This window comes from Pseudomonas costantinii, assembly GCF_001870435.1.
GTDB classification, from domain to species: Bacteria; Pseudomonadota; Gammaproteobacteria; order Pseudomonadales; family Pseudomonadaceae; genus Aquipseudomonas; species Aquipseudomonas costantinii.
Genome location: NZ_MDDR01000037.1, coordinates 146424 through 162870, shown reverse-complemented (window position 1 = coordinate 162870; position 16447 = coordinate 146424). Strand labels below are relative to the sequence as shown.

11 protein-coding genes are annotated in these 16447 nt (G+C 60.3%); 7 read left to right on the top strand and 4 right to left on the bottom strand.

The window, feature by feature from the left end:
- Positions 1-329: 329 nt before the first annotated feature.
- Entirely contained in the window at positions 330-1913 is a 1584-nt protein-coding gene (locus tag BFL40_RS22125) for a peptide chain release factor 3 (RefSeq protein ID WP_071485928.1), read from the bottom strand.
- Positions 1914-2242: 329 nt separating this feature from the next.
- Here BFL40_RS22125 and BFL40_RS22120 point away from each other — a divergent pair, with 329 nt between their 5' ends.
- From BFL40_RS22120 to BFL40_RS22100, 5 genes are all read left to right on the top strand, one after another.
- Positions 2243-2959 carry an ABC transporter permease gene (locus BFL40_RS22120; RefSeq protein WP_004372306.1) on the top strand — a complete coding sequence of 239 codons (717 nt, stop codon included), beginning with the start codon at positions 2243-2245 and terminating at the stop codon, positions 2957-2959.
- Between the two features lie 20 nt (positions 2960-2979).
- Positions 2980-3873, top strand: coding sequence for a glycine betaine ABC transporter substrate-binding protein (locus BFL40_RS22115; protein ID WP_071485927.1), 894 nt, complete (start codon positions 2980-2982; stop codon positions 3871-3873).
- Positions 3874-3884: 11 nt separating this feature from the next.
- Complete coding sequence (locus BFL40_RS22110) at positions 3885-4538, top strand: ABC transporter permease (RefSeq protein WP_071485926.1); 654 nt, start codon at positions 3885-3887, stop codon at positions 4536-4538.
- The gene (locus BFL40_RS22105) at positions 4535-5692 is read left to right on the top strand and encodes an osmoprotectant ABC transporter ATP-binding protein OsmV (RefSeq protein ID WP_071485925.1); all 1158 of its coding nucleotides are present in this window, start codon (positions 4535-4537) and stop codon (positions 5690-5692) included. Before BFL40_RS22110 ends, BFL40_RS22105 begins: the two co-directional genes overlap by 4 nt.
- A gap of 449 nt (positions 5693-6141) precedes the next feature.
- Complete coding sequence (locus BFL40_RS22100) at positions 6142-7305, top strand: type III PLP-dependent enzyme (protein WP_071485924.1); 1164 nt, start codon at positions 6142-6144, stop codon at positions 7303-7305.
- Between the two features lie 49 nt (positions 7306-7354).
- On the opposite strand, the gene BFL40_RS22095 is transcribed toward BFL40_RS22100, so the two are convergent.
- Both BFL40_RS22095 and BFL40_RS22090 read right to left on the bottom strand, forming a co-directional pair.
- Positions 7355-8104: a tetratricopeptide repeat protein gene (locus tag BFL40_RS22095; RefSeq protein ID WP_071485923.1), complete on the bottom strand. Its 750-nt coding sequence runs from the start codon at positions 8102-8104 to the stop codon at positions 7355-7357.
- A gap of 2 nt (positions 8105-8106) precedes the next feature.
- Positions 8107-8787: a Fe2+-dependent dioxygenase gene (locus tag BFL40_RS22090; protein WP_071485922.1), complete on the bottom strand. Its 681-nt coding sequence runs from the start codon at positions 8785-8787 to the stop codon at positions 8107-8109.
- Between the two features lie 207 nt (positions 8788-8994).
- Between BFL40_RS22090 and BFL40_RS22085 the strand changes: the two genes are divergently transcribed.
- Positions 8995-11286 (top strand): TonB-dependent receptor, encoded by a 2292-nt coding sequence (locus tag BFL40_RS22085; protein WP_071485921.1) that lies wholly within the window; start codon positions 8995-8997, stop codon positions 11284-11286.
- A 136-nt stretch (positions 11287-11422) separates the two neighbouring features.
- The gene (locus BFL40_RS22080; RefSeq protein ID WP_071485920.1) at positions 11423-13945 is read left to right on the top strand and encodes a PepSY domain-containing protein; all 2523 of its coding nucleotides are present in this window, start codon (positions 11423-11425) and stop codon (positions 13943-13945) included.
- Between the two features lie 54 nt (positions 13946-13999).
- On the opposite strand, the gene BFL40_RS22075 is transcribed toward BFL40_RS22080, so the two are convergent.
- Positions 14000-16414: a TonB-dependent siderophore receptor gene (locus BFL40_RS22075; RefSeq protein WP_071485919.1), complete on the bottom strand. Its 2415-nt coding sequence runs from the start codon at positions 16412-16414 to the stop codon at positions 14000-14002.
- Positions 16415-16447 lie beyond the last annotated feature (33 nt).

Below are 16447 nucleotides of genomic sequence, written 5' to 3'. Positions count from 1 at the left end.
GGCGGCTGATCCACCGCTATCGCAGCATAGGTATCTACACATCTTTTTGTGGCTGGACTCTGTGGTTGTCGCGGGGGCGCTGAGTACATATCCGTTGTTTGGGTACCCAAACAACGGATATGTACTCAAAAACCCACCAAAAGAAAACGCCCAACCCGAGGCCCCCCCACGCGAGCAAGCTTCCTCGCCACAGGCCTGGCGCAGGACTAAAAGTTGTGTAGATACCTATGGCTATCGCAGGCAAACCAGCTCCCACAGTTGATCATCGCTGCACCCACAAAAAAGGGCGAAGCCATGACAGCTTCGCCCTTTCATCTACCGCTCAGACCTTAATGGTGCTCGCGGGTCGCGCGGAATTTCACGTCCGGCCAGCGCTCTTCCATCAGCGCCAGGTTGACCCGGGTCGGGGCCAGGTAGGTCAGGTGACCGCCGCCGTCGATGGCGAGGTTTTCCACAGCCTTGATCTTGAACTCTTCCAACTTCTTCTTATCGCTGCAATCAATCCAGCGCGCGGAGTACACGGTGATTGGCTCGTAGGAGCATTCGACCTTGTATTCCTCTTTCAAGCGGCTGGCGACCACATCGAACTGCAGCACACCGACGGCGCCGAGAATGATGTCGTTGCTGCGCTCGGGGAAGAACACCTGGGTGGCGCCTTCTTCCGCCAATTGCTGCAAGCCTTGGCGCAGTTGCTTGGATTTCAGCGGATCGCGCAGGCGTACGCGGCGGAACAGTTCCGGGGCGAAGTGCGGAATGCCGGTGAAGCCCAGCGCTTCGCCTTCGGTGAAGGTGTCGCCGATCTGGATGGTGCCGTGGTTGTGCAAACCAATGATGTCGCCGGCAAAGGCTTCTTCGAGCTGTTCACGCTCGGAGGAGAAGAACGTCAGGGCGTCGCCGATGCGCACGTCCTTGCCGGTGCGCACATGACGCATCTTCATGCCTTTTTCGTATTTGCCGGAGCAGATACGCATAAAGGCGATACGGTCGCGGTGTTTCGGGTCCATGTTCGCCTGGATCTTGAACACGAAGCCGGTGAATTTCTCTTCCACCGGTTCAACGGTGCGCTCGTTGGCAACACGAGCCAGGGGTTTCGGTGCCCAATCCACCACGGCGTCGAGCACGTGGTCGACACCGAAGTTACCCAGGGCGGTACCGAAGAACACCGGGGTCAGTTGGCCGTCGAGGAATTCCTGCTGGTTGAACTCGTGGCAGGCGCCCTGCACCAGTTCCAGTTGATCAACGAAACGGTCGTACTCATCACCCAGGTGGGCGCGGGCTTCGTCCGAATCGAGTTTCTCGATGATTTTGACGTCGGTGCGCTCGTGACCGTGGCCGGCGGTGTAGACAATGATGTAGTCCTCGGCCAGGTGGTACACGCCCTTGAAGTCACGGTAGCAACCAATCGGCCAAGTAATCGGCGCGGCCTTGATCTTCAGGACCGCTTCGATTTCATCCAGCAACTCGATCGGGTCGCGAATGTCGCGGTCGAGTTTGTTGATGAAGCTGACGATCGGCGTATCACGCAGACGGCACACGTCCATCAGCGCGATGGTACGTGGCTCAACGCCTTTACCGCCGTCGAGCACCATCAGTGCCGAGTCAACTGCCGTCAGGGTGCGGTAGGTGTCTTCGGAGAAGTCTTCGTGGCCCGGAGTGTCGAGCAGGTTGACCATGTGGTCGCGATACGGGAACTGCATGACCGACGTGGTAATGGAAATACCCCGTTGTTTTTCCATTTCCATCCAGTCGGAGGTGGCATGGCGGTCGGATTTTCGGGATTTCACCGTGCCGGCCACTGCGATTGCCTTGCCCATCAGCAGGAGCTTCTCGGTGATGGTGGTTTTACCGGCATCGGGGTGGGAAATAATGGCGAAAGTGCGGCGTTTCGCGACTTCGGCGGCCTGGTGGGTCATGGGAAATCGCCTGGCAGGTGAGTCAAAAAAGGGCGGCGAGTATAGCGTAAACCCGGGGCACCGGACCACCGTTCACCCGGTTAGGGGTGGCTAAATGCTCCCAAGTGTGGAACCTTTTAAAAGGTCGAGACGTCCACTCCCCTGCTACCGCACTCGGAACAGGGGCTGAAAAATCAGCAAGTTAGCCTGACGAGGCTGCGCTCATGGCTTGACCTCATGCCGTCTTACCGGCATTGGCAAGCTGCTTTTCGCGACCGCATTCACCGGCAGCCAGGAATGGCTTTGCCACACGGGAATGTGCTCGCCGACTGAAATAAAGGAGTCCGCCTGTGGCTATTCGCTATGGCAAAGGGCTGATAGGAGGAGCGGTTGTCGTCGCTCTCCTGGCCCTGCTGGTCCACTGGATTGGCATCAACACGATCGAACTGTACCGCGACGATTTGTTGTTTTACCTGCAAGCTCACCTGATCCTCGTTCTTGTCTCCATGCTGGCCGCCCTGATTGTGGGCATCCCCGCCGGTATCCTGCTTAGCCGACCGAACATGGTTGGGCGCGCAGAACGCTTCATGCAGATCTTCAACATCGGCAACACCGTCCCTCCCCTGGCCGTACTGGCCATCGCCCTCGGCGTCCTCGGCATCGGCAGCGGCCCGGCCATCTTCGCGCTGTTCTTAGCCTCCCTCCTGCCCATCGTGCGCAACACCTACGAAGGCCTGAAAAACGTTCAAGGTTCCCTGAAAGAAGCCGCCACCGGCATCGGCATGACCCCGCGCCAGGTACTGTTTCGCGTGGAGTTGCCCAACGCCGTGCCGATCATCATCGGTGGTGTGCGCGTCGCGCTGGCGATCAACGTCGGTACCGCGCCGCTGGCGTTCCTGATTGGCGCCAACAGCCTGGGCAGCCTGATCTTCCCCGGCATCGCCCTGAACAATCAGCCGCAACTGCTGCTCGGCGCCGCGTGCACCGCGCTGCTGGCCTTGCTGCTCGACGGCCTGGTGACCATGGCCAGCCGCCTCTGGCTGGAACGCGGGTTGCGTCCGTCTTAAGGCTTGGCAAAGGAACTCACATGAAAAAGCTGACATTGATATTGAGCTGCGTCCTGCTGCTTGCAGGTTTTGCGCAAGCCGCTGAAAAGCCCGTGATTCGCATCGGCGCCCGGGTGTTCACCGAACAGACCTTGCTGGCTGAAATCACGTCCCAGTACCTGCGCACCAAGGGCTATGACGCTCGTGTGACCGGTGGCCTGGGCAGCAACCTGGCGCGCAGTGCCCAGGAAAGCGGACAACTGGACTTGATCTGGGAGTACACCGGCGTGTCGCTGGTGGCCTACAACCATGTCGACGAGAAGCTCGACAGCGAACAGTCCTACGTTCGGGTCAAAGAACTCGATGCGAAAAAAGGCCTGGTCTGGCTGTCGCCGTCGAAGTTCAGCAACACCTATGCCTTGGCCTTACCCGAAAACGTGGCCCAGGAATTCCCACAGATCAACAGCATCAGCGACCTGACCCAAGCCTTGGCCGATAACACCAAAAGCATGCGTTTGGTGGCCCTGGACACCGAGTTCGCCAACCGTTCCGACGGCATGGGCGGCATGGTCAAGCTGTATGACATGAACCTGACCCGCAAAAACACCCGGCAGATGGACGCAGGCCTGGTCTACACCGCGCTACGTAATGGCCAGGTGTTCGCCGGGTTGGTCTACACCACCGACGGTCGCCTGAATGCCTTCAAATTGAAGCTGCTGGAAGACGACAAGCATTACTTCCCGGACTACACCGCCGCGCCCGTGGTGCGCCAGGTTTACCTGGACGCCCATCCGCAGCTGGCCGCCGACCTCAAGCCGCTGGCGGCGCTGTTCGACGACGCAACCATGCGCCAACTGAATGCTCGGGTCGACGTCGACCATGAAAGCCCGTCCGCCGTCGCCGCAGATTTCCTGCGCCAACACCCACTCAACTAAGAGGAGAAGACATGGAATTTCTGAACGCCTTTTCCCATCTTGATTGGGCACAGGTTCTCCATCTGACCTGGCAGCACATCACCTTGGTGGGCATCGCCGTCATCCTGGCGATTGTCGTCGGCGTGCCTCTGGGCGTGCTGATGACCCGCTTCCCGACGCTCGCCGGCCCGCTGCAAGCCAGCGCCACGGTGCTACTGACCGTGCCGTCCATCGCCCTGTTCGGCCTGCTGCTGCCGTTCTACTCCAAGTTTGGCCAGGGTCTGGGGCCCATGCCGGCGATTACCGCCGTGTTCCTCTACTCCCTGCTGCCGATCATGCGTAACACCTACCTGGCCCTCACGGGCGTTGAACCAGGTATTCGCGAAGCCGCCAAAGGCATCGGCATGACCTTCGGCCAGCGCCTGCGCATGGTCGAGCTACCCATCGCCGTGCCGGTAATCCTCGCCGGTGTACGCACCGCCGTAGTGATGAACATCGGTGTGATGACCATCGCCGCCACCATCGGCGCCGGTGGTTTGGGTGTACTTATTCTGGCTGCCATCAGCCGCAGCGACATGTCGATGCTGATCGTTGGCGCCGTGCTGGTCAGTCTCCTGGCCATCTTCGCCGACCTGCTTCTGCAATGGCTGCAACGCTCGCTGACTCCAAAAGGACTGCTCAAATGATCGAACTTCAAAACCTGACCAAGACTTTTCAAAGCAACGGCAAAACAGTGTCCGCCGTGAACGACGTAAGCCTGACCGTCAACGAAGGCGAGATTTGCGTATTCCTCGGCCCCTCGGGCTGCGGCAAGAGCACCACGCTGAAAATGATCAACCGCCTGATCAAGCCCACCTCAGGCAAGATTTTGATCAACGGCGAAGACACCACCGATCTCGACGAAGTGACCCTGCGCCGCAACATCGGCTACGTGATCCAGCAAATCGGCCTGTTCCCCAACATGACCATTGAAGAAAACATCGTGGTCGTGCCCAAGCTACTCGGCTGGGACAAACAGAAATGCCACGACCGCGCCCGCGAGTTGATGAGCATGATCAAGCTGGAACCCAAGCAGTATTTGCACCGCTACCCGCGTGAATTGTCGGGCGGCCAGCAACAGCGTATCGGCGTGATTCGTGCGCTGGCGGCTGATGCGCCGTTGCTGCTGATGGATGAGCCATTCGGCGCGGTCGACCCGATCAACCGCGAGATGATCCAGAACGAGTTCTTCGAGATGCAGCGCGCGCTGAACAAGACCGTGATTATGGTCAGCCACGACATTGACGAGGCCATCAAGCTCGGCGACAAAATCGCGATCTTCCGCGCCGGCAAGCTGCTGCAGATCGACCACCCGGACACTCTTCTGGCCCACCCGGCCGACGATTTTGTCAGCAACTTTGTGGGCCAGGACAGCACCCTCAAGCGCCTGCTGCTGGTGAAGGCTGAAGACGCGGCGGACAACGCGCCGTCGGTCAGCCCGGAAACTCCGGTGGCCGATGCCCTGGAGTTGATGGACGAGCATGACCGTCGCTATGTGGTGGTCACCTGTGCTGAGAACAAGGCGCTGGGCTATGTACGACGTCGTGACCTGCACCGTCAGACCGGTACTTGCGGGCAATACCTGCGGGAATTCAACGCCACGGCGGCGTATGACGAGCATTTGCGCATCCTGCTGTCACGTATGTACGAGTTCAACCGCTCTTGGTTGCCGGTGATGGATGCGGAGCGGGTGTTCCTGGGGGAAGTGACCCAGGAGTCGATTGCCGAGTACCTGAGTTCCGGTAAGTCGCGTGGGGGTAAGACCAGCATTGTGTCGCCTGCTGAGACTGCCTTGGCCTGACCACTGAGCGTTCCTACGCTCCGCGTGGGAATGCCACCTGGGACGCTCTGCGTCCTGCCTTTCGTGACGCAGAGCGTCATCGGATGCATTCCCACGCAGAGCGTGGGAACGATCCTTCTTGCCCCATTCGGGGAACATCAATCCGTCACACAGGTCGGTTACATAAGTAGCTGCACCAGGTCCCGCGACGAACGCGTGCAAAAACGCGACATTTTTAGTTGATCTCAAGCCCCTCACGCCCTAAAGTTCGCGCCGAACGTCCATGCTGGAAACGATCCATCCGGCTCAAGTACTGACGACGAGACAGCAAGGCCAAGGGAAGCGGTTATTCCCATGGCCTTTTTGCTTTCGGCGACATGCCTTGGGAAGTAGGCGAACCAAAGTGGGGATACGGAGGACGTTCATTTGCACCCATTGATTATTACAGTTTGCCCTTAGGAGTCCCCAGCATGTCGATCAACGTCGAAGATTATTTCGCGCGCGCCACTTTTGACAAAATGAAGGCGTTCGCCGACAAGCAAGAAACCCCGTTCGTGGTGATCGACACCGCGATGATCAGCCAGGCCTACGATGACCTGCGCGCCGGTTTCGAATTCGCCAAAGTCTATTACGCGGTCAAGGCCAACCCGGCCGTCGAGATCATCGACCTGTTGAAAGACAAGGGCTCGAGCTTCGACATCGCCTCGATCTACGAGCTGGATAAAGTGATGGACCGCGGCGTCAGCGCCGACCGTATCAGCTACGGCAACACCATCAAGAAATCCAAGGACATCCGCTACTTCTACGAGAAAGGCGTGCGCCTGTTCTCCACCGACTCCGAAGCCGACCTGCGCAACATCGCCAAGGCCGCACCGGGTTCGAAAGTCTATGTGCGCATCCTCACCGAAGGCTCGACCACGGCTGACTGGCCTTTGTCGCGCAAATTCGGCTGCCAGACCGACATGGCCATGGACCTGCTGATCCTCGCCCGTGACCTGGGCCTGGTGCCTTATGGCATCTCGTTCCACGTCGGCTCCCAGCAGCGCGACATCAGCGTGTGGGACGCGGCAATCGCCAAGGTCAAAGTGATCTTCGAGCGCCTCAAAGAAGAAGACGGTATCCACCTCAAGCTGATCAACATGGGCGGCGGCTTCCCGGCCAACTACATCACCCGTACCAACAGCCTGGAAACCTACGCCGAAGAAATCATCCGCTTCCTCAAGGAAGATTTCGGCGACGACCTGCCGGAAATCATCCTGGAACCGGGCCGTTCGTTGATCGCCAACGCCGGTATCCTGGTCAGCGAAGTCGTACTGGTGGCGCGTAAGTCGCGTACCGCCGTCGAGCGCTGGGTGTACACGGATGTGGGCAAGTTCTCCGGCCTGATCGAAACCATGGACGAAGCCATCAAGTTCCCGATCTGGACCGAGAAAAAAGGCGAGATGGAAGAAGTGGTTATCGCCGGTCCGACCTGCGACAGCGCCGATATCATGTACGAAAACTACAAGTACGGCCTGCCACTGAACCTGGCGATCGGTGATCGTTTGTACTGGTTGTCGACCGGTGCCTACACCACCAGCTACAGCGCGGTTGAGTTCAATGGCTTTCCGCCACTGAAGTCTTACTACGTGTAAGATCGCCGCACACAAAAAACCCATGACGCGTCATGGGTTTTTTTATGGGTCAGGAAAGGCTCGCGGCGCGCTGTTGGTAAGCGTCGGCCATTGCCCGGATCTGCGGGTCATTGGCCGCTGTCAGCGCCTTGTGGGCCGTTCGCAAAAATTTCAGATTCCCGCCGGCCAACGCCTTGCGCAACCATTCCAGCGCCGTCTCGATCTGGCCGCTGTCCGCCAGTACCGCCGCATAACTGAACTGCCCACGAAAATCCCCGCCTTCGGCCGAGCGGCGATACCACGCCACGGCGGCGTCCAAGTCCCTTGGGCAGAACCGGCCGTCCTCCAGATAACGTCCCAGCAGGTTCATTGACTTGGCGTGCCCCTGCTCTGCCGCTTGGCGGTAGCAGGCCAGCGCTTGTTGCTGATCTTCAGCGACGCCTCGGCCCGTAGCCAACAAGTTGGCGTAGTTGTACTGCCCCCAATCCAACCCGGCCTCTGCCGCCAAGCGATATTCCCGTGCAGCCGCTACCTCGTCGACGGCACAACCCCAACCCTGTTCCAGGCAACGACCAGCCATATTGCGCGCCATCAAATGACCACCCTGGGCCGCGATCCGGAACCAGCGCAGTGCCAGTGCTTCATCGCGCGCAATGCCGCGCCCTTCCAGCAGGATTTGCCCGAGCAGGGCCTGGGCGTCGACCACTCCCTCCTTCGCGGCCATCAAAATCGCCTGGGCCGCGCGGACGGGCGAGTCGTCGAGCATGGATTGCAATTGCTCAACGTTGAGCACTTCTTCACGGCGCAGTAAAAAGCCCATGCTCAGACCTCGACCCAGCGGCGCAGCAGGTTGTGGTAAGTGCCGGTGAGCTGGATCAGCGCTGGGTGGTCCGGTACGTCCGTGGTCAGTTGCTGGATGGCGCCGTCCATCTCAAACAGCAAGGTACGCTGGCTGTCTTCGCGCACCAGGCTTTGGGTCCAAAAGAACGAGGCATAGCGCGCGCCACGGGTCACAGCGTTGACTTTGTGCAGGCTGGAGCCGGGGTACAGCACCATATCGCCAGCCGGCAGTTTTACCCGCTGCAGGCCAAAGGTGTCCTGGATCTCCAGTTCGCCGCCGTCGTATTCATCCGGGTCGCTGAAAAACAGCGTGGACGACAGATCGGTGCGCACCCGCTCGTGACTGCCACGGGCCTGGCGCACAGCGTTATCGATATGGAAGTCAAAACTGCCACCGGCGGTGTAGCAGTTGAGCAATGGTGGGAAGACTTTGTGAGGTAACGCCGCTGACATAAACAGCGGATTTTTCCACAAACGCTCCAGCATCGCCGCGCCGATTTCTTTGGCCAGCGGGTGGCCTTCGGGCAATTGCAGGTTGTGTTTGGCTTTGGCGGATTGATGCCCAGCGGTGATTTTTCCGTCGGCCCACTCCGTATTTTCCAGGGCTTGGCGAATGCGCAGCACCTCCTCACGAGAGAACAGGCCGGGAATGTGCAGCAACATGGGGGCAATACCTGAAATCAGAGAGATGCCAATGGTATTGATTCTTATCCTCCCTGTAAAACGCAAGGGACGAACGAGATCGTAAAAACCGTAAGCCGAAAGTGTAAAGAATGTAAATTCCTCACAAATAGCAATGTATCGCAATTGATAGAAATACCTGTTCACCCTATATTCCGCGGCTTCACATCCTTGGGGAAAGGACACGTCATGTCGCGCACTACTCTAAAAATACCTGCCAGTTCACCACGCATGCTGGCCTCCGCCATCGGCGTTGCCCTCAGTGCCAGCTCTGCCGCCCAACTGGCGCAAGCGGCCGAAGACACTGAACAAAAAGGCGAGCGCAACAGCATCTCCCTCGGCGCCACCAGCATTACCGGCCAGGAACAGGACACAACGTCCTACCAGGTCGAAAAAGCCTCTTCGCAGAAGTACACCGCGCCGCTGGTCGACACTCCGCGCTCGGTGACCGTGGTGCCGCAGCAAGTCCTCAAGGACACCGCCGCCACCTCGTTGCAGGATGCCTTGCGCACCGTACCGGGCATTACCTTTGGCGCCGGTGAAGGCGGCAACCCCCAGGGCGACCGCCCGTTCATCCGTGGTTTTGACGCCCAGGGCGACACTTACCTGGACGGCGTACGTGACACCGGCGGCCAGAGCCGCGAGATCTTCGACATCGAATCGATCGAAGTCAGCAAAGGCCCCAACTCCTCCTTCGGCGGTCGCGGTTCGGCCGGCGGCAGCATCAACCTGGTGAGCAAGACGCCACAAGCGCGCGACTTCACCAACGGTGGTTTCACTTACGGCTCCGACCAGACTCGCCGCTACGTCATCGACGTGAACCGCCAGTTCCTCGACGACAGTGCCGCGTTCCGCCTGAACCTGATGAGCCACGAACAGAACGTGGCCGGTCGCGATGTCATCAACTACGACCGTTGGGGTGTAGCGCCGTCGCTGACCTTCGGCCTGGGCACACCGACCCGCGTCAACTTCAGCTACTACCACATGGAAAGCAATGACCTGCCGGACTCCGGCATTCCATATGGCTATAGCAACAACAGCGCAACCGCCGTACACGTCCATGACAAACCCACCGACGGCGGCGACAGCAGCAACTTCTATGGCCTGAAAGATCGCGACTTCCGCAAGACCCGCGCCGACATCAGCACGGTTTCGATCGAGCACGACCTGAACGACAACATGACGCTGAAAAACACCCTGCGCCATGGCAGCACCGGCCAGGACTACGTCTTGACCCAGCCTGACGACAGCCAGCACAACGTCAACCGTTTCGGCACCGTGTGGCGCCGCGCGAACACCCGTGTGTCCACCACCGACACCACCACCAACCAGACCGACCTGTTTGGCAACTTCCAACTGGCGGGCATGAAGCACTCTTACTCCACCGGCCTGGAATTCACCGGTGAAGAAACCCGCGTCAGCGGCTACACCGTCAGCCCGAACGCCAACCCGACCTGCACCGTGGCCAAAGGCAGCCTGGGCGGCCAGTGCACCTCGCTGAGCAACCCAACCCCGGACGACGCCTGGACCGGCAGCGTCGCGCGTAACTATTTAGGCACCAACACCAAGGCCACCAGCCGCGCCGCCTACATGTTCGACACCATTGAACTCGACCCGAAATGGCTGCTGAACGTCGGCCTGCGCTACGACACCTTCGACACCCAAGCCAACACCAACGCCGCGACCGGCCGCACTAAACTCAAGGACGACAGCCAGTTCTTCAACTGGCAGGCGGGCCTGGTCTGGAAGCCGCTGGAAAACGGCAGCATCTATACCTCCTACGCCACCTCGGCCTCGCCGGTCGGCGGCTTGGTGGGTGAAGGTCAAGAAACCAACAGCTTCGTCACCGGTGTCAACACCAGCGACCTGAAACCCGAAGAGACCGTCAACTACGAGCTGGGCACCAAGTGGGACCTGTTCCACAACCGCCTGTCCCTGACCGCTGCGGTGTTCCGCACCGAGAAGAAAAACACTCGTATCCTGGTGGACTCCAACACCTTCCAAAACGCGGGCGAATCCCGGGTCGACGGCCTGGAACTGTCGGCCAGCGGTAAGCTCACCGATCAATGGCAAGTGTTCGCCGGCTACAGCTACCTGAAAAGCGAGCTGGTTGACCCGGGCAAAATCGGTAACCGTCAAAACGTAGTGGCGACCGGTTCCAACAAAGGCAACCAAATGCCCAACACACCGGAAAACACCTTCAGCCTGTGGACGACGTATGACATCACGCCAAAGCTGACCATCGGCGGCGGTGCGTTCTACGTCGATCAGGTTTACGGCGACCCGGCCAACACCGTGTACGTACCGTCCTACACCCGCTACGACGCCATGGCCAGCTACAAGCTGACCAAGAACATCGACCTGCAACTGAACGTGCAGAACCTGACCGACAAAACCTACTACGACAAAGCCTACGCGGCGCACTTCGCTAACCAGGCGGCCGGTCGTACGGCGCTGTTGACCACCAGCTTCCACTTCTAAACGCGGTCAACGCACAGCCAAAAGCCCCACGTATCGGATGCGTGGGGCTTTTGCGTGCAAAACAGAATATTTCTCGATAACCCACGGCATAATGCGCGCCGTGACAAATACATCCAGATGAGCGAGGCGGTCCGACGTGTTGAAGAAAACCCTATTCCAGTTGCACTGGTTTTTCGGCATTACTGCCGGTCTGGTGTTGGCGTTGATGGGGATTACCGGGGCCGCGGTCTCGTTTCAGGATGAAATCCTGCGCGCACTCAACCCCACGGTATTGAGCGTCGAAAAACGCGAAGCCGGTGTGCTGCCGCCCGCCGAACTGGTGCGCAAACTGGAGGCCACCGAAGGCAAGACCGTGTCGATGCTGTGGGTGGAAAGCGACAGCGGCAACGCCGCGCGCGTGTTCTTCACCGCGCCACCGGGCGAGCGGCGTGGCCAGATGCGCTACTTCGACCCCTATACCGGTGACTACATGGGCGACGCCGTCGGCCAGGATGTGCTCAGCTTTGTATTGCAGTTGCACCGCTTCCTCGCCATCGGCGAAACCGGGCGCAACATCACCGGTGCCTGCACGCTGATGCTGGTGTTTTTCTGCCTTTCCGGCCTGTACCTGCGCTGGCCGCGCCAAGTCGCAAGCTGGCGCGCCTGGTTGACGCTGGACTGGCGCAAAAAGGGCCGCAGTTTCAACTGGGACCTGCACTCGGTGTTCGGCACCTGGTGCCTGTTGTTTTATCTATTCTCGGCGCTGACCGGCCTGTATTGGTCCTACGACTGGTACAACCAAGGCCTGACCAAACTGCTGTCCGACGCCCCGCAAAATGAGCGGATGCGCAAGCGCGGCCCGCCGCCCAGTGGCCCCGCACCCGTGGCCAACTACGACGCCATCTGGAGCAGCATCTACAGCAACGCCGGTCCCGGCTTGATTGCTTACAACATCCGCATGCCAGCGGTCGCCGGGCAGCCGGCCACCGTGTACTACCTGCTCAAATCATCGCCCCATGACCGGGCAACCAACCAGATCAACCTGGACCCGGCCACCGGCGAGGTCAAATTTCATGACCGGTACGCCAGCAAGACGCTCAAGTCCCAGTTGCTCACCAGCATCTATGCGCTGCACACCGGCAGCTACTTTGGCCTGACCGGGCGGATCATCCTCACCGTCAGCTCGCTGTTAATGCCGCTGTTCTTTATTACCGGCTGGCTGCTGTACCTCGACCGTCGCCGCAAGAAACGCCAAGTGCGCGATGCCCGCAAGGGGCTCGGCGCCAACCACGGCGACGCCCCCGCCTGGCTGATCGGTTTTGCCAGCCAAAGCGGTTTTGCCGAGCAGCTTGCGTGGCAGACGGCTGGGCAATTGCAGGCCGCCGGATTGCCGGTGAAGGTGCAGCCCCTGGGCAGCGTCAGCCAGGACGACCTGCGCCAGTCGGAAAATGCGCTGTTCGTAGTCAGCACCTTCGGCGACGGCGAAGCCCCCGACAGTGCCCGTGGTTTTGAGCGCAGCGTGCTCGGCCAGGACCTGCCCCTCAAGGGCCTGAACTACTCGGTATTGGCCTTGGGTGATCGTCAATATGAACACTTCTGCGGCTTTGCCCGACGCCTGCACTTCTGGCTGACCCACCAAGGCGGTAACCCGTTGTTTGCCCCGGTGGAAGTCGACAGCGGCGACGCCGAGGCCTTGCAGACCTGGCAGCAGCAACTGGGCCAAATCACCGGCCACGCGCCCGCAACATGGCAGGCTGCCCAGTTCGATAACTGGACCCTGAGCCGGCGCACCCTGCTCAACCCTGGCAGCGTCGGCGCGGACGTCTACCTGCTGGGCCTCACACCGCCCTCGCCGCAAAGCTGGTTGGCGGGTGACCTGGTGGAAGTACTGCCGCGCAATTGCCCATGGGCCATCGAGCACTTCCTCGCGGGCATGGGCCTGGCCGGTAGCGATGGCGTGCTGATCGATAGCCTTGCGCAAACCCTCAACCAGGCCCTGGCCACTCGCCAACTGCCGGACAACCGTGCGCATCTGGTCGGCCTGCATGCCCAGGCACTGGTGAGCGCACTGGTGCCGCTGGGCATGCGCGAATATTCCATCGCCTCGATTGCCAGCGACGGTGTGCTGGAATTGATCGTGCGCCAGGAACGCCACCCCGACGGCAGCCTGGGCCTGGGCTCCGGCTGGCTGACTGAACACGCAGCCATGGGTTCGAGCATCAGCCTGCGCCTGCGCCGCAACAGTGGCTTCCACCTGCCGCAGGAGCCGGTGCCGCTGATTCTACTGGGCAATGGCACCGGTCTGGCTGGCCTGCGCAGCTTGCTCAAGGCCCGCATTGCCGACGGCCAGCAACGTAACTGGCTGCTGTTCGGCGAACGCAATATTGCCCATGACTTCCTGTGCCGGGACGAACTGCAAGGCTGGCTGGCCAGTGGTGATCTGGCCCTGCTGGACCTGGCATTTTCCCGGGACCAGGAGGAGAAGATCTACGTGCAGGACCGCCTGCGCGAATCGGCCGATGTGCTGCGTAAATGGCTGGCGGAGGGCGCCGCGATTTATGTGTGCGGCAGTTTGCAGGGCATGGCGGCGGGTGTGGATCAGGTGCTGCACGATGTGCTGGGTAGAGAAGCGGTCGAGCGCTTGATCGAACAAGGTCGCTATCGCCGGGACGTCTACTGATAGCAGCCCTCGTGCTGAGGGAGCATGCTCCCTCAGCACAAAAGCCTACTCGTCCTACCAGCGATAGGTAGCAGAGGCCACCGCGGTACGCGGGTTACCGAACAGGCAACGGGTGGCGTCATAGCAGCCGGAGATGTATTGGTCGTTGGTCAGGTTGGTGACGTTCAGCGCCAACTTCCAAGGCCCGGTCTGGTAGTGGGCCGATGCATCGAACACGGTGTACGACGGTACTTCCAACGAATTATCTGCCCCACCGGGGTTAGCCCCGACATAGCGCACACCCGCTCCCACACCAAAGTTCTTCAACACGCCATCACGCAAGGTGTAGTCCGCCCACAACGACGCCATGTTGCGCGGAATCGGAATGAAGGTCGGCGTCTTGCCTTCGCTGACGTCATTGGCCTTGGTGATTTTCACATCCTGATAGGTGTAACTGGCGATCAGGTCCAGCTCACGGCTCAGGCTTGCGGTGCCTTCCAGTTCGAAACCACGGGAACGGATCTCGCCAGTCTGCACATTGAAGTTGGGGTTCAACAGGCTGGGCGTGGTCACGTTGCTTTGGGTGATCTGGAACACCGCGGCGGTGACCGAAGCATTGCTGCCCTTGGGGCTGAACTTGATCCCGGCTTCGTACTGCTCGGCTTCGGTGGCGTCGAAAGGCTTGCCATTGGCATCGATCCCCGAGTTCGGCGTGAAGCCCGTGGAGTAGCTGGCGTAAGGTGCCAGGCCGTTATCCGCCAGGTACACCACGCCAACCCGACCGCTGAGGGCCTCGTCCTTTTGCTCAACGTGAGTGCCGGACACATGCTCGTTGGTTTCTGAACTGGCCCAGTCGTAGCGACCACTCAGGGTCAGCCGCCAGTGATCATCCAATTTGAGTTGGTCCTGCAGGTACAGGCCAGTCTGGTTCAGTGTCGAATTCGGCCGGTAGCGCGAGCTTTTTTGCGGGTCGTTGAACACGGAAGGGTCGAATGCCACAAACACCGGGTTGTAGAGATTTAATGACGAAGCCGCGGCGGACACGTCGCGCTCACTGCTGTTCTGGTGCTGATAATCCAGGCCGATCAACAGCGTCTGGTCGATACCGGCAACGGTGAAATCAGCCTGGGCCTGGTTGTCGACGGTCCAGCGTTTGTAGGTGAAATCGTCGATCTCTGCCGCGCGAGAAATGGTCGTCAGCGAGCCCGGCTCAAAACCGGTGCCGTAGATCATGTTGTCGTCCAGATCCAGCCGCGAGTAGCGCAGGTTCTGCCGCACTTGCCAGGTATCGTTCAGCCGCTTGGAGAACTCATAGCCCAGGGAAAACTGTTTCTTCTCGTACTTCTGGAACGCCTTGTCGGCGGGGAACACATCGCGGCGGATATGGCCGTTGGGGTTGAAATTGATGGTGCCGGCGGCCGGGTAAAAACCGTCGCCGGCGTTGCTGTCGTCATACAGCCACGACGCCAGCAGAGTGAGGCGCGTGTCGTCGTCCGGCTGGAACGTCAGCGACGGCGCCAGGGACTGGCGCTTGTCCTGCCACGGCGTGTCCTTGATGTTCTGGTCGCGCAGCACGCCCACCATGCGGTACGACCACACACCCTGTTCGTCCAACGGACCGGTGCTGTCAAAGCTGATTTGCTTGCGCGCATCGGTGCCGTATTGCACCTGCACTTCATTGGTGGCAATCGTGCTAGGGCGCTTGGAAACCTGGTTGACCACACCACCGGGGTCGCCCTGGCCGTACAGCACACCGGCCGGCCCGCGCAGCACTTCGACGCGCTCGAGCATGTAGGGGTCGACCATCCAGCTGGCGAGGTTGGTGGTGGTCGGCAGTTGCAGGCTGTCCAGGTAAGTGGTCGGCGTGAACCCGCGAATCACGGTGTACCAATCAGAACGGTTGTTGGCACCGTAGCTGGACACCCCCGGCGTGTAGCGCAACGCTTCGTTCACCGACTGCACACCCTGGGCTTCCATGCGTTCGCGGGTAATCACCGAAATCGACTGCGGGGTTTCGTGGATCGGCGTGCCAGTCTTGGTGGCACTGATACTGCGCTGGGCGACGTAACCGTCCACTTCACCAAAAGGCGTTTGATCGGCTTCGGGCGCGGTGATCGACAGGCTATCGAGTTGCAGTTTGCCGTCGCCCTGCGGGATCACCTGCAAGCGATACGTCGCACCGACCTGCACAGCTTCCAGCCCGCTGCCGGCCAATAGGCGCACCAGCGCGATGTCCAGGCTGTAACTGCCGTTGAGGCCCTGGGTTTGCTTGCCAACGGTCAGCGCCGGGTCGAATGCCTGGGCCACACCGGCTTGCTCAGCCAGAGTACTGAGGGCCACACCCAGCTCACCGGCCGGAATGCGGAAGGCTTGCACGCGGCTCTGCGCGGCCGACGATTGATCGGCTGCGGCCGGCAACACGCTACCGGCGAGGAAGATCGGAAACAGTGCGGCCGCAAGCGGATGCAGCCGGACAACAGGGCGGGTCATGGAGATGATTCCTGGAAGTTGTTTGGTTTTCCC

What these genes read in the sequence shown, in the direction of transcription:
- BFL40_RS22110 (WP_071485926.1), top strand. Translation starts at nt 3,885, where the DNA reads ATGGAATTTCTGAACGCCTTTTCCCATCTTGATTGGGCACAGGTTCTC.
- BFL40_RS22100 (WP_071485924.1), top strand. Translation starts at nt 6,142, where the DNA reads ATGTCGATCAACGTCGAAGATTATTTCGCGCGCGCCACTTTTGACAAA.
- BFL40_RS22095 (WP_071485923.1), bottom strand. Translation starts at nt 8,104, where the DNA reads ATGGGCTTTTTACTGCGCCGTGAAGAAGTGCTCAACGTTGAGCAATTG.
- BFL40_RS22090 (WP_071485922.1), bottom strand. Translation starts at nt 8,787, where the DNA reads ATGTTGCTGCACATTCCCGGCCTGTTCTCTCGTGAGGAGGTGCTGCGC.
- BFL40_RS22115 (WP_071485927.1), top strand. Translation starts at nt 2,980, where the DNA reads ATGAAAAAGCTGACATTGATATTGAGCTGCGTCCTGCTGCTTGCAGGT.
- BFL40_RS22105 (WP_071485925.1), top strand. Translation starts at nt 4,535, where the DNA reads ATGATCGAACTTCAAAACCTGACCAAGACTTTTCAAAGCAACGGCAAA.
- BFL40_RS22075 (WP_071485919.1), bottom strand. Translation starts at nt 16,414, where the DNA reads ATGACCCGCCCTGTTGTCCGGCTGCATCCGCTTGCGGCCGCACTGTTT.
- BFL40_RS22085 (WP_071485921.1), top strand. Translation starts at nt 8,995, where the DNA reads ATGTCGCGCACTACTCTAAAAATACCTGCCAGTTCACCACGCATGCTG.
- BFL40_RS22125 (WP_071485928.1), bottom strand. Translation starts at nt 1,913, where the DNA reads ATGACCCACCAGGCCGCCGAAGTCGCGAAACGCCGCACTTTCGCCATT.